The organism is Cupriavidus sp. GA3-3, from assembly GCF_000389805.1.
In the GTDB taxonomy this organism is placed as follows: Bacteria; Pseudomonadota; Gammaproteobacteria; order Burkholderiales; family Burkholderiaceae; genus Cupriavidus; species Cupriavidus necator_D.
Window position 1 is genome coordinate 225507 of the sequence record NZ_KB944504.1, and the last position, 13357, is coordinate 238863.

The 13357-nt window shown below is 65.0% G+C and carries 13 protein-coding genes; 8 read left to right on the plus strand and 5 right to left on the minus strand.

The features are described from left to right. The first annotated feature begins 17 nt into the window (after positions 1-17). From C265_RS29515 to C265_RS29525, 3 genes are all read left to right on the plus strand, one after another. On the plus strand, positions 18-1019 hold the full coding sequence (locus C265_RS29515; RefSeq protein ID WP_011616485.1) for a tripartite tricarboxylate transporter substrate binding protein: 1002 nt from the start codon (positions 18-20) through the stop codon (positions 1017-1019). A 94-nt stretch (positions 1020-1113) separates the two neighbouring features. Further along, on the plus strand, positions 1114-1806 hold the full coding sequence (locus C265_RS29520) for a TVP38/TMEM64 family protein (RefSeq protein ID WP_011616484.1): 693 nt from the start codon (positions 1114-1116) through the stop codon (positions 1804-1806). 177 nt (positions 1807-1983) lie between these two features. After that, complete coding sequence (locus C265_RS29525; RefSeq protein ID WP_010812621.1) at positions 1984-3099, plus strand: sensor histidine kinase KdpD; 1116 nt, start codon at positions 1984-1986, stop codon at positions 3097-3099. A 48-nt stretch (positions 3100-3147) separates the two neighbouring features. Here C265_RS29525 and C265_RS29530 read toward each other — a convergent pair whose 3' ends face one another. Further along, on the minus strand, positions 3148-4176 hold the full coding sequence (locus tag C265_RS29530; RefSeq protein WP_234788243.1) for an AraC family transcriptional regulator: 1029 nt from the start codon (positions 4174-4176) through the stop codon (positions 3148-3150). Positions 4177-4428: 252 nt separating this feature from the next. On the opposite strand from C265_RS29530, the gene C265_RS29535 reads away from it, so the two are divergent. Genes C265_RS29535 through C265_RS29550 form a run of 4 tightly spaced genes read left to right on the plus strand, consistent with a single transcriptional unit; the run spans position 4429 to position 7342 of the window. Then, positions 4429-4773 carry a hypothetical protein gene (locus C265_RS29535; RefSeq protein WP_010812623.1) on the plus strand — a complete coding sequence of 115 codons (345 nt, stop codon included), beginning with the start codon at positions 4429-4431 and terminating at the stop codon, positions 4771-4773. Beyond that, positions 4763-5422: a Dabb family protein gene (locus C265_RS29540; RefSeq protein ID WP_010812624.1), complete on the plus strand. Its 660-nt coding sequence runs from the start codon at positions 4763-4765 to the stop codon at positions 5420-5422. Before C265_RS29535 ends, C265_RS29540 begins: the two co-directional genes overlap by 11 nt. Beyond that, entirely contained in the window at positions 5419-6294 is an 876-nt protein-coding gene (locus C265_RS29545) for an SDR family NAD(P)-dependent oxidoreductase (RefSeq protein WP_010812625.1), read from the plus strand. Before C265_RS29540 ends, C265_RS29545 begins: the two co-directional genes overlap by 4 nt. A gap of 16 nt (positions 6295-6310) precedes the next feature. Further along, the gene (locus C265_RS29550) at positions 6311-7342 is read left to right on the plus strand and encodes an NADP-dependent oxidoreductase (RefSeq protein WP_010812626.1); all 1032 of its coding nucleotides are present in this window, start codon (positions 6311-6313) and stop codon (positions 7340-7342) included. Between the two features lie 43 nt (positions 7343-7385). Here the strand turns inward: C265_RS29550 and yddG are convergent, their stop codons facing one another. From yddG to C265_RS29565, 3 genes are all read right to left on the minus strand, one after another. After that, positions 7386-8330: an aromatic amino acid DMT transporter YddG gene (yddG, locus tag C265_RS29555; RefSeq protein ID WP_010812627.1), complete on the minus strand. Its 945-nt coding sequence runs from the start codon at positions 8328-8330 to the stop codon at positions 7386-7388. Positions 8331-8612: 282 nt separating this feature from the next. Further along, positions 8613-9581 carry a tripartite tricarboxylate transporter substrate binding protein gene (locus C265_RS29560; RefSeq protein WP_010812628.1) on the minus strand — a complete coding sequence of 323 codons (969 nt, stop codon included), beginning with the start codon at positions 9579-9581 and terminating at the stop codon, positions 8613-8615. Between the two features lie 26 nt (positions 9582-9607). Beyond that, positions 9608-10504: a pyridoxal-phosphate dependent enzyme gene (locus C265_RS29565; protein ID WP_010812629.1), complete on the minus strand. Its 897-nt coding sequence runs from the start codon at positions 10502-10504 to the stop codon at positions 9608-9610. Between the two features lie 377 nt (positions 10505-10881). On the opposite strand from C265_RS29565, the gene C265_RS29570 reads away from it, so the two are divergent. Continuing rightward, positions 10882-11793 (plus strand): LysR family transcriptional regulator, encoded by a 912-nt coding sequence (locus tag C265_RS29570; protein WP_010812630.1) that lies wholly within the window; start codon positions 10882-10884, stop codon positions 11791-11793. A 110-nt stretch (positions 11794-11903) separates the two neighbouring features. Here C265_RS29570 and C265_RS29575 read toward each other — a convergent pair whose 3' ends face one another. Continuing rightward, positions 11904-13352, minus strand: a complete 1449-nt coding sequence (locus tag C265_RS29575) for a sorbosone dehydrogenase family protein (RefSeq protein ID WP_037025641.1) — start codon at positions 13350-13352, stop codon at positions 11904-11906. Positions 13353-13357 lie beyond the last annotated feature (5 nt).

The following is a 13357-nucleotide window of genomic DNA, read 5'->3' on the forward strand; positions in this document are numbered from 1 at the left end:
CGATGGGAGAGGTATCTATGTCTAGCCGACTTGCGGCACCAGGCCGCCAGAAAGCGCTTGGTGCCGGCGTGGTGGCCCTTGCCTGCCTGCTGCTGCCGCTGACAACGGCAGCAGCAGGGCCTGACAATGCCACGCCACTGAAGCTGGTGGTCACCTTCCCGCCCGGCGGCAGCACCGACATTGCCGCACGCATCATCCAGCCGAAACTGGCGGAGGCGGCCGGGCGGCCCGTGGTCATCGAAAACCGGCCCGGCGCAGCCAGCCAGGTCGCTACCCAGTACGTGGCTCGATCCGCGCCGGACGGCAATACCCTGCTGGTCGCCTTCGATACGCATGCGATCAACCCCGTGGCGAAGTCCAGGCTCCCCTATGACACGTTCAAGGACTTCACTGGCGTCACGTTTGCCGTGCGCTTCCCGCTCGTGATCGGCGCATCGCCCACCGTTCCTGGCAAGGACCTGCGCAGCTTCCTCGACGCTGCGCGGCGTGAGCCGTCCAAATACAGCTACGCCTCCACCGGGCTTGGCTCGATGAACCATCTTGTGGCCGAGGACCTGAAGCGGCAGGCTCGGGTCGAGTTGATGCACGTGCCGTACGCCGGCGGGGGTCCCGCGGTCCAGGCAGTGCTGGGCAATGTGTCCAGCATCACGCTGCTGAGCTATGCGGCCCTGAAGGGCCAGATCTCTGCCAACAAGATCAAGCCGCTGGCCGTGACGGGCGCGCGCCGCCTGCCCGACCTGCCCGATGTTCCAACCGTCATCGAGTCCGGGTTCCCGGACTTCGAGGCCTACTCGTGGATCGGCATCTTCGCACCGGCAGCCACCCCACCTGCGGTCGTCAGGAAACTGACGGAAGATTTCCAGACCGCATTGTCGGACCCGGAAACCAAACGAAAGCTGACCGCGGCCGGCTTCGAGGTCATGGCCACCGATGGTCCCACCGTAGACCGCTATGCGCGCGAGCAATACGAGCGCTGGCACAGCTTCGTCAAGAAGACCGGGCTGAAGCTGGAAGACTGAGGCGGGGCCGAACGCATCGTATTCGGAGGTGTCGCGGACCGGGCCTCGGGGAATCACCTCGAAACTTTGGCCCGGCCTGCGGTTCTAATTTTGTATGGTGAGCAAATTGTCTGCCAATCGGCGCCCCGTCTGGTTCTGGCTTGCAGTCGGCGCCGCGACGGTGCTGATTGGCCTGGTCGTCCTGTCGCCTCCGTTCAAGGCCTTCGTCGACCAGGCCATCGATTGGGCGCGGGCGACGATGGAACAGCACCCCGCGGCAGGCGCGCTGGTCTTCTTCCTGTTCTCGGCCGTGTCTGCCATGCTCGCCTTCGCCTCGAGCGTGGTCCTGGTGCCGCCGGCCACCGAGGTGTGGGGCAAGCCGCTCACCATTGTTCTGCTCTGGGGCGGCTGGCTGCTGGGCGCTGTGGCCGCCTTCGGCATCGGCCGCCTGGCTTATCCATTGCTCGCCCGTAGCGGTTACGAGGACAAGCTCGCGAAGTACCAGGACTACGTGTCGCAGCGCATGAAATTCTGGGCGGTGCTGCTGTTCTGTATCGCGGTTCCGTCGGAAATTCCCGGTTATCTGTTCGGCTCCATGCATTACCCCTTCCGGAAATTCCTGGCCGCGATGGCCATCGCCGAAGCGGGCTATGCGTTGGGTATCGTCGTCGCCGGGGAAAGCCTGGCAATCGACCGGCCCTTACCTTTCTTTGTCGCCATCGGCATCCTGGCGGTTGTCGCGGTGCTGGCGGGCCTGGTGCTGCGTGCGGTCAGGAAGCACAGGTCTGGCGGCCTGCAACGGCGCTGAACGGGGCCGCCAGGGATCTGCGGGAGACGAATTTCGCCCCCACGGCTCAACCGACGTTTGTGCCGAATCGGTCATTCCAGGCCGTTTCCGACGCTACTTGGAACCGCTGACAACTAGCCTAAGATAAATTCTCAAGAGTGCATTTCCGGGGCTTGCTCAGTTGCTTCAGGGGGAGACATGCGACTAGCTGACTTCATCTTGCGGAATACAGGGCGCATTGTGGCGGTATGGGAGGAGTTTGCGACCACCCTGCTGCCTGCCGCAAGAAGCATGGACTCCCTCGCGCTGCGTGACCACGCACCGCAGATCCTGCAAGCCGTGGCGAAGGATTTGTTGACCCCGCAAACGAGGGAAGCTCAACGCAAAAAATCAATGGGGCAGGCCCCCAGGCTACTCGGTGCGCCGGAGACCGCCGCACAATCACACGCCCTCATGCGCGCGCGCGGTGGCTTCAACATCAATCAACTGGTCGCTGAATACCGGGCGCTGCGCGCCAGCGTGCTGCGTTTGTGGATTGACGAATGTCAGCCGGCCGCCCCGGATCTGGACGAAGTAATGCGGTTCAACGAGGCTATCGATCAGGCAGTCGCGGAATCCGTGGATTTTTTCCATTCGGAGGTAGAGCAGGCTCGCGACCTGTTGCTCGGCATGGTTGGGCACGATATGCGCAGCCCACTGCAGACCATCCAGACGACCGCCACATATCTGGCGGCGCTGAACGCTGGGGAGAAGGTATCGGAAGCTGCAGCCCGGCTGATTCGAAGTGGTTCCCGCATGAATTCTCTTCTGAATGATCTGTGCGATTTCAACCGAACGAAACTCGGCTTGGGTATCAACATCACGCCTGAAGACGTCGATCTGGCTGACTTGGTTGCCGATACCGTGGACCAGTTGCGTGCGGCGTATCCGGCCCGCCGCATCGATCTTGAGGTGAAGGGCAACGTGCAGGGTATTTGGGACGGTCCGCGCCTGCAGCAACTGCTTTCTAATCTGGTGCTCAATGCGATAAGGTACGGCGCGCCGGACGAGCCGGTCCGCGTTGTAGTCACCGGCCATGACGCGGAAGTCCGTCTCGAGGTCAGGAACAGTGGTCCCGCCATTGACCCGCTGTCGCTGCAGCGCCTTTTTGACCCGCTAAGGAGAGGCCCGGATCAGGAGCACAAAAACGCGGACGGCCTCGGACTCGGGCTGTATATAGTGAGCGAGATTACCAAGGCCCATCAGGGATCGATCGAGGCGCGCTCCGACCAGACAGGGACCGCGTTTGACGTGCGTCTGCCGCGTCGCAGGTAACGGGCGCGCGCAGCCTGTTCTCTGTCGCCGACAGCTGGAATTACCGCTTCACGAACTCCCGTTCACCACCTCACCCCTGCTTTCCCGCCTGAAGCGCGTCGGCGCATGCCCGGTCCAGCGCTGGAACGCCCGGCGAAACGCTTCCTCGCTGGCAAAGCCAAGCTGCTCCGCGATTCTTCCTACCGGCCAGTTGGTCGTGCACAGGCATTGTTCCGCGTATTCCTGCAGGCTGTGTTCGCGCAGTACCCGGTAGCTGCTGCCGTCGGCAGCGAGACGGCGGCGCAGGGTCGGCTCGCTCACGTCAAAGCGCATGGCCAGTTCAGCCAGCGTCGGCAGCCGCGCGCCATGCACCAGCGCTGCATGCAGGATGCCATGCACCTGCTGGCTCAGTGATACGACCTCGACCGGCGCACCGATCAGCCGGTAAGGAAAGTCTTCCAGGAACGCATCGAGCTCCGCGGCCTGGCGCACGACCGGCCGGTCGAGCAGGGCCTCATCGAATTCGAATCCGTAGGTCTGGGCCCCGGACGTGACCGCGGCATGGAACAAGCCCAGGAAAGGCATGGCGTCCTCGCGCCGGGGATGCGCCAGGTAGACGTGGGTCGGGCGCAGCGGCTGGCCGACCAGCCAGCCGAACAGCAGCATATAGAAGAAGAGCCCGGTCAGGTCCACCAGGCAAGCCGCGGAGGAGTTCGCACGCCGCAGCGAATCCATGCGGAACACCGCCTGCCCTGCGCTTTGCCCGAGGCTGAGCGCACCGGCTCGCGGATACAGCATCGCGCAGAAGTCGGCAGCGCAGCGGATCGCCTCCCTCAGCGTCTGGCTGCTCAAGACGCAACGGCACAGCAAGTCCACTTCCTGCTTGCGCATGGGGGGATGGCCGTTGCCTTTGGCGACCAGGGCTTCCAGCCGCTCGATCGCGGCGCGATAGAGCGCGGTGAACCTGGCGGGCGGCGCATGCCCGGATGCGCCGGCGGCAGGTGGAACCTCGACGCCCTGCCGCTTCAGTTCGTCCAGCAGGCGCTGCACCATGCCGTGCGGAACAGGTACGGGATTCCCCGGTATGTGGGCATTCATGGTCGCTGGTCGTGATTGCTTCGGTAGCGATGGTTGATCGTTCGGGTGGGGATCCGGTGCGACCTGGCCTCCCATAATCATCCCGGCACTTCCACCCGCGCGACAGCTTGCGCACGGCCTGGGCGATGGAGGTTGCCATGCGATGAACACCATGCCTATACGGGACAACCCAATGACCGCGCTTCCCTCCCGCAAACCCGCGGCTCCGGCATCGCAGCCCTGCTGCCCTGCCTGCGCCGCGTGAGACACACAATGATCCACATCCTCGATGAAATCGTGCTCGCGCCCGGGCACCTGCCCACTGTGCTGAGCCTGCTGGAAAGTCAGTACTTGCCTGGCAGCGCCGCCAGGGGCCTGGCACTGCTGCAGCGCTGGGTGTCGCCGCCCGTGGCGCTGGAAGATGCACCCAATACGCTGTGGCTGCTGTGGCAAGTGGCGGATGCGCCGGCTTACTACGCCATGCGCGCAAGCATCGATGCTCCGGCCCTAGCCTTCTGGTCGACAGTCGGCACGCTGTGTGAAGCCCGCCGCCGCCATGTGATGGCCGAGGCGACAGCTGCGCTGCCCCGGCGCAAGGAGCATGGCGATGCGGCTTGAGACAGCACAGGTGCGATTGCACGCCGGCTTCAGCGCCGGGACGTGCACACAGGAGCAAGCCTTGCTTGCCCGCGTTAAAACACTGCCGGGCCTGCGCCATGTGGCGATTGGCCGGAACCTGGCGGGAAGCTGGGGCGCTGGCGACTACACGCTCGACCTGCGATTCGGCGCGACTGCATCCGGCTCGCCCGGTCACGGCACCGGCCTGGCTGCCGCGCTGGACGGCATGGCAGAGGTGGATAGCGTCGCCTATCACCCGATCTCGGGCGGTCTGCGCGCCCCTCAGCTGCGCCACGGGATCTGGCGCACGCTGATGTTCCGGGTCCGGCCTGAAGCGCCGGACCGGCAGGTCCGCGCACTTGAGCAGGACCTGCTGCGAATGCCCGATTACATGCCCGGCATCCGCAACTGGCGCCTTGCCCGCGTCTTGTCGCCCGGCACCTGGACCCATGTCTGGCAGCAGGAGTTCGCCAGCGCGGACGACCTGCTGGGCGAATACCTGATGCACCCCTTTCATTGGGGCCGCGTCGACCGATGGTTCGACCCCGAGGTTCCCGAATGGACAGTCCAGGCGATCTCCCACGCCTTCTGCCCGCTCGCGACAAGCCTGATTGCCAACCACAGCCGCACAGAGGAATACGCGCCATGACCGCACACGGAAAACTGACAGGAAAGATTGCGCTGGTGACCGGCGCCAGCCGCGGCATCGGCCGTGCCATCGCGCAGCGCTTCGCGGTGGAGGGCGCGCTGGTGGTTGCCACGGCACGGCGCGCAGGCGAGTCCGAGGACGAACCTGGCACGCTGGCCGAGACGGTTGGCCAGATCAGGCGGCAAGGGGGCAGTGCCATCGCGCTGGCGGCGGACCTCGAAGACCCGGCGCAGCGCGACAACCTGGTGGCGCGGGCGGCAAGCGCCGCGGGCGGTCTCGACATCCTGGTCAACAATGCCGGCATGGCGGAATACAGCGGCATCGAATCGATGCCGCTGGAAATCTTCGACAGGACGGTCGAGCACTACCTGCGCATCCCCTTCGTGCTCAGCCGCGCAGCGATCCCGCTGCTGCGCACGCGCGGCGCGGGATGGATCCTGAACCTGGGCTCCGTCACCGCCCTGTCGCCTGCTCGCCCGTATCAAGACTTTGACCGGGCTGGCGGGGTCACGGCCTACGCCGCGGTCAAGGCTGCCATCAACCGGTTCACAGAGGGCCTGGCGGCAGAACTGGAGGCCGACAATATCGCGGTCAATTCGGTAGCGCCAAGCACGGCGATCCTCACGCCAGGCAGCGAGCGCTATATCCCGGACGGCTATCCGACCGAGCCGGTGGAGTACCTGGTGGAAACGGCGCTTGCACTCTGCAGCGTGCCGGCCCGGCTGCGCACCGGCCACATCGCCCATAGCCTGCACTTCCCCCTGGCGCACGGGCTGGACGTCCATACGCTGGATGGCAAGGGCATGCTGCCGCCGCCCGTGATCCCGTCCTGGGCACATCCCGGCCTGAGCCACGACCTGTCCGCAAGCTAAGCCCATGGAGAAGAGCATGCGCGCTGTCGTCATTGATCGTACCGGCGGACCCGACGTACTCAGGCTTGGAAACCTCCCGACGCCGGAACCCGCTGCCGGCGAAGTCCTGCTCCGCGTGGCCTGTGCCGGCGTGAATCCCGCTGACTGGAAATGCCGTGAAGGCTATCTGAGCCACTTCATGCAGTACAGCTTCCCGTTCGTGATCGGCTTCGATGCCAGCGGCGTCGTGGCAGCGGTGGGAAGCGGCGTCAAGGATTTCGTCCCGGGACAGCGCGTGTTCGCGCAAACCGCGGTCGGCGCAGGCAAGTGGGGTTCCTATGCCGAATACGTCGCGGTCAGCCAGGATTGCGTGGTGCCGATTCCCGACAATCTGGGATTTGCCGAGGCCGCGGCCGTCCCGACCCCGGCGCTGGCCGCCTGGACGGGACTCTTCGACGAAGGCGGACTCAAGCCAGTGCAGACGGTGCTGGTTCATGGCGGTGCCGGCGCGGTCGGCACGTTTGCCGTGCAACTGGCAAAAGCAGCCGGGGCAACCGTCGCAGCCACCTGCAGCGCGGCACGCCGCGACGAACTGATGGCGCTCGGCTGCGACCTGGCAATCGACTACCGTGGCGGCGACATCGCTGCCGCGATGCAGGCATGGGCGCCGGCTGGCGTCGACCTGGTACTGGACGCCGTTGGCTGCGGCACCCTGCCGAACGGCATGGACCTGCTCAGGCCCGGCGGCATCCTTGTCGCCATCCTGACGCTGGTCAGCGGCGACAACGGCCCGGATCCTGCCGCAGCCGCGCAGCGCGGCGTCCGCACCGCGGTGGCGTTCAGCAAGATGCCCAGCGGCGCGCGGCTGCGCGAGATCGCGGCGCTGCTCGACAGCGGGCGCCTGCGACCGCCCCGCATCGAATGCCTGCCGCTGGAACACGCGGGGCGCGCACTCGATCTGGTCCAGTCGGGCAAGGCGGCAAGCAAGCTGGTGCTGCGTATCGCCGAGCCAGCCAATGCACACGACCTGGTCGCTGGCTTCCAGTCAGGCAGGCCGACCGAAAAATAAGTTGGATACTGCTTGCTTGATCAAACAGCGCGGTCGCACGCACTCACGGTTCCTGGACACGTTCGCGCGACTGCGGTAATTCCGGCAACGGAGGTGCCTTGGAACGTTGCCCACGTGTTGCCAGCCAACAGAGGATCGACCCCGCACATACCATGGATGCGCCCTTCCAGAAGTCGATCGACAGGGGTGTACGCAAGAGCATGGCCGCCAGGGCGGCGGAAAGTACCGGAATGAAGTAGGAAGCGCCGGCAAGGACGGTGACATTGCCATGCAGGATGCCAACATTCCAGGCCGCATAGCCGAATCCCATCGCAGAGGCGGCCAACGCAAGATAAATCACTGCCTGATAGCTGAATTCCATCGACCCGCTCTCTGTGGCGAAATACTTGATCCACAACGCCAGCGCTGTCAGCATGAAGAACAGCGTGATGCCATTCCTGCCTTCGGCAATCCGGTTGGTCACAGTGCAATACGCCGCCCAGATCAGGGCACCAAGGAAGGCCAGCCCATAGCTGAGCGGATTGTCCTGGATGTTCTCCGCCATCCCGGCGAAGTCCAGGCCCTGATCCCCGCCAAGCACCCAGCAGATCCCGAGAATGGCGATCAGGAAGCCGGGAATGATCAGCAAGTTGGCCTTCTGCTTGTTGAATGCGATGGCACACAGCATGGTGAAGCTCGGCCACAAGTAGTTGACCATCCCCACCTCAATGGCTTGCCTGCTGCTGTTGGCGTAGCCAATGGACAAGGAAAGACACAGCTCGTACGAAACGAACAGAATGCTTCCCCAAACCAGATAGCGCCGGGGAAAATCCTGCATTCTGACGAAACCGACTGTCAGCAAGAGCAGGGCCGAGGCGACGGTATAGATCATTGCCGCCCCACCGGTTGCCCCAAGGTTTTCGCTGACACCGCGAATCAGGCCGACAATCGAGCTCCATAACAGAATCGCGATGAGCCCGATGAGAGTTGCTTTGCTCTTGCTTTGCATGACACCTGTTTGCGCCTACCAGTCGATCTGAACCATCGGCATTGTAAGGGCACCATGCGCAGCCGCAGCCAACGCGGGTATGGCCCGTCATTTCACCTGCTTGGCGTATTACCGGCCGGATACGTCGATCCAGATGGGAACGAAGTGGAGAAGGTGCCGGGGTTTTCACCGCTCCCAGAGCAGGCATCTTCAGCAACTGGGCCAGCCGTCATGTTGTGGCGGTCACGACGCGGGCCGATATAGTCTCCCCATGTCAGGATCCAGGCGCTTGTCCAGGTCTAGTCATTCGGGTTGAATGCCAGCCTGCTTAGCCAGATTCGCCCAGCGATCCGTCTCTGCGCGCAGCCGGTCTCCGAGTTGAGCAGGCGAGGACGCCTTGAGGTCGATACCTTGGCTGTCGAGCCGTGCCTTGGTCTGCGGATTCGTCAATGCCGCGCGGACTTCGTCCGCAAGCCTGCTCACGACGGCAGACGGTGCCCGCGCGGGAGCCACCAGGGCCCACCATTGGCTGACCTGCATTCCCGGCAGCCTGGCTTCGGCTGCGGTCGGAACATCGGGAAGCGAAGTCACGCGCACCGGCCCCGTCACCATCAAGGCCGCGATCTTGCCACCGCCAAGCAGGCTGCTGCCGCTTGCCAGCGTAGCGAAATGGCCTTTGACCAGTTGGGCGGACACATCGGTCAGCGCGGGCGCCGAGCCCCGGTACGGTACGGCATCGACCGGGATGCCCGCCTGCGCTTCAAGCATCTTGGCGGCCAGATGGCTGATCGTGCCGTTCCCGCTGGTGGCAAGCTGCAGCGGCGTTCCTGCCTTGCGTGAGTCCGCAAGGAAGCGCTGGACGTCGCCAGCGCGATAGTGCGTGCTGTCCGCGAACAGGATGAGCGGCGCCTCGCCGAGCAGTGAAACCGGCGTGAAGTCGCGCAACACATCATATGGCATCTGGCGGAACACCGACGGCGCCACGGTATGAGCCAGCTCGATGACGCCCAGCGTGTAGCCGTCGGGAGCCGACTTTGCGAGGATGTCGGCGCCGATGCGGCCGGAGGCGCCGGCGCGATTGTCGACGACCACGGGCTGGCCCATCGATTCGCTCATTCGCTGCGCGACCGCACGGGCCAGCGCATCGGTGCTGCCGCCGGCAGCCCAGGGCACGATCAATCGGATCGGCTTTTCAGGATAGGCGGCCAGGGCCGACGGTACCTGAGCCGCGAGGCCGAAGGTGATGGCAGTCAACAGAGAACGCAAGTTCATGGGTGGCTCCGAATATTGTCTGGAAATCAAGCTTGTCCCGGATCGCGATCGCCGCGTGCAGTCAGCATCAGCATGACTGCTTCCGTCCTGGCGATGCGCCCGTCGGCGCGCAGCGCTTGCGTGGCGGCAAACCCCGCTCCCGCGCACAGCTCGACCCAGAATCCGGCCGCAGCGAGACGGCGGGTACCGTCGCGTGCTGCCGCGTCGTCGATGACCACCGCGCCGCCGCCCGATTGCCTGACGGCGTGGACCTGCTGCGCGGTCACGGTCGAGCCGGCCGTGGAGAATTGCTGGGTCGTGCCCGGGAAGTCGGACTGCTGCGGCGCGCCCGCCAGCACGCGCGATAGCCGCGGGAACGGCTCGATCGCCCAGAGGCGGGGCAGCTTCGGGAGATGTCCCAGCGTGACCAGGTCACGCAGCGCGCTATAGATGCCCCACAACAGATCCCCCCGCGCCGTCGGCACCATGACATGGTCGGGGCGGCATCCTTGCGCCACCCACTCCAGTGCGACAGCACGGTAGCCTTCCACACCAAATACCGGGCTACCCACCGCGGGCACGCTGTAGTTGGTCAGCGCAAAGGCTCCCTCTTCCCTGACGCGGCGGCGGACATGCGCCCATCGCGCGTGACCGTTGTCGCAGATGACACGCCGCGCACCGTAGTAACGCAACGCCGCATCGAAAACGGACGGAAGCGCCTGGTAGGTCGCGACTTCGCAGTCCAGTCCCGCGGCGGCGCAATAGGCCGCGGCCGAGACTGCGGCGTTGCCGCTTGACGCCAGCACCACCTCGCTCGCGCCAATATCCAGCGCCCGGCTTACGGCCTGCGCCGACATGCGATCCTTGTGCGAGCCGGTCGGATTTGCGCCTTCATTCTTGATCCATACGGACGCCACGTCCGCCAGCGACGCCAGGGTTGGCACCGGTACGCATGGCGTGGCGCCCTCCCCCAAAGACACGCCTTCCAGGTACGGCTGCCAATGCCCCCATGTATAACTTCCGCTTCTTGGTGCAAAATCCAGTGCGTGGTGCTGGTAGGCAACTTCGAGACTACTGGGCCGGCCGGCGCTTGCGCAGTTCGGGCACCCTTCCGGCATGTCGCTGACTGGATATTGAGCGTGGCAGGTAATGCATTGCAGGGCATGCATCGCCGGATTGACGAGCGCTTCGGTCGGATGCGGATAGCGACTGGCGCGCATGATAAAAGCCCAAGTGGTCATGACCCGAGTCTATGTGATGTCACGCCTGGGCAGCGCAGGCATTCCGATTATCGAATTAAGCAAAACTTATAGGGTTGGGTATGGGGACAGCCACCGACATCGTGATCAGCGCCCGCCAAATCGAGGTGTTTCGCATGGTCATGCGCCTGGGATCGGCGCGCCGGGCCGCCGAAGCCCTGCACATCAGCCAGCCCGCCGTGACACAGATCGTGCTGCAGCTTGAACAGGCAGCGCGGTTAAGACTGTTCGACCGAAGCAAAGGGCGTATGGCGCCCACGCCCGAGGCGGCGTCCCTGATCGACGAAGTCGAGCGCGTCTATGTCGGCCTCGACGCCGTGCAGCGCAAGATAGATCAGTTGCGTTCCTATGAAGATACGATCCTGCGCGTCGGCGCCTTGCACGCCATGGCCTCCAGCGTGATGCCGTCATCGGTGGCGGACTTCATCCACAACCACCCCCGCGTTCGTTGCCAGCTGGAGGTCGACAGCTCCAGGGGCTTGCGCGAGCGCCTGCTTCAGCGCGAACTCGATATCGCGTTCATGGGCGACGAGGCGGACACCAGCGGCCTGACCGCGTCCGAGTTCTACGCAGTGCAGGCGGTTTGCGTCGCTCCCGCGACGCATCCTTTCGCGGCGCGCGCGAAAGTCGGCATCGAGGATCTGATCGAGGTTCCGTTGATCGGCCTGGACGCTTCGGATCCTGCGCAACGCCGGCTGGAAGCGTGCTTTTCCGAGTCCGGCATCGAGCCGCGTTTCGTGGCGACAACACCGTACAGCCACACGCAGTGCTCACTGACCCTGGCCGGTGCTGGCCTTGCGATCACCAATCCATTGGTGGCCCGTGGCTACGTTGCGCTCGGGCTGCGCAGCGTACCGCTCACCGCTCCCGTTCGATTCCGGGCAATCCTGGCATTCCATCCGGCACAAGGCCAGTCGACTGCGGCACAGCAGTTCGTGAGCCTATGCCGGCAGCGGTTGGCCGATTTGCTGTGATGCACGTGCAGCAATGAGGGCGCGTGCAGGAAAGTGCCATAGCAGCACGTCCGCGGCGGTTCAACGGCCAGGAGCCCCTGCCCGAAGCGCAGTGCTCCTGCGCCCCGCCGTTAAGGCGTGCCGTCCGACACATCGATCCGATACACCCGCCCGCTCGTCGCCGACGTGCCCGGATCGGCCAGCACGTACAGCGCCTGCGCGTCATCCACGCCAAACGAGAACACACTGCCCGGGATCGTGACGTTCCAGTCGACCTGTTCTGCGACAACGCCGTCGCGATACATGAAGCTCAGCAGCTTGCCCGTGCAAAGGTCGGAATAGAAGTACCGCCCATGCAGCACCGGGTTGGCACTGCCCCGGTACGCATAGCCACCGACGATGGCACAAGCGCCCGCTTCGTGGCCGTATTCGAAGACCGGCATGGTCAGCCCGGTCTTGTCGCACGTGGCCGCACCCACGCAGGCGGTGCCTTCGGTCCGGTTCCAGCCGTAGTTCAGGCCCGCGCTGGTGGCCGGCGCCACGTCGACTTCCTCGCGCTGGTCCTCGCCGACATCGGCGATATACAGCAAGCCGGCGTCGAACGTAAACCGCCACGGGTTGCGCAGGCCGAGAGCCCAGATTTCGCCGCGGCTGCCGGACTGGCCGACGAAGGGATTGCCGGCAGGCAAGCCGTAGCCGGATGCCCCGCTGACGTCGATGCGCAGCATCTTGCCGAGCAGCGTTGCCGGGTTCTGGGCGTTGCCCGACGGATCGCCACCGCCGCCGCCGTCGCCCGTGCCGATATAGAGCATGCCGTCCGGGCCGAACGCGAGCTGGCCGCCGTTATGGTTGGAGAAGGTGCCGTGCGGAATCGACAGCAGCACGGTGCCGGATGCCGCGGCGATATCCGGATTCGCGGCCGATACGTTGTAGCGGGCGATGGTGATGGCCCCATTGGTGTCGGTGTAATAGACGTAGAAGCGGCCGTTGGTCCCATAGTTGGGATCGAACGCCATCGACAGCAGCCCGCGCTCGCCATCGGTCGTCGTCAGCGCGGCGATATTGAGGAACGGCGTAGCGACCAATGCGCCGTTGCGCACGATCCGGATGCGGCCGGCCCGCTCGACCACGAACAGGCGCGGATCGCCGGGGGGCGCGGTCAGGAAGATAGGCTCGGATAACCCGCCGGCAACCTGCGTCAGCGACAACTGCACTGTTTCCGGTGAGCCGTATTCCACGCTTGCCAAAGCACTGCCGCCCGCGGTCACCGCCACGGTCTGCGAAGGCGGCTGCGGCTTGAGGAGCGTGCTGCCAGTCAGCACGCTGGCGGCACTGACGGTATAGCTACCAGCAGCCAGGTTGGACAGCGTGGTCGACTGGGTCACGGTCTGGCGGAACTGGCCGGGCCCCAATACCGTGATGGCCGCCGACGTCCCGGACGGCAGGCCGGAGATGGAGAGCGTCAGCGTGCCGGTGGCGCTGTCACCGCCCCCGTCTCCCCCGCCCCCTCCGCAAGCTGCGATACCCAGGCAGCAGGCGATGAAGAATCGGCAAAGCGAGGATCGAAGTGCTTCGGACATGGCGC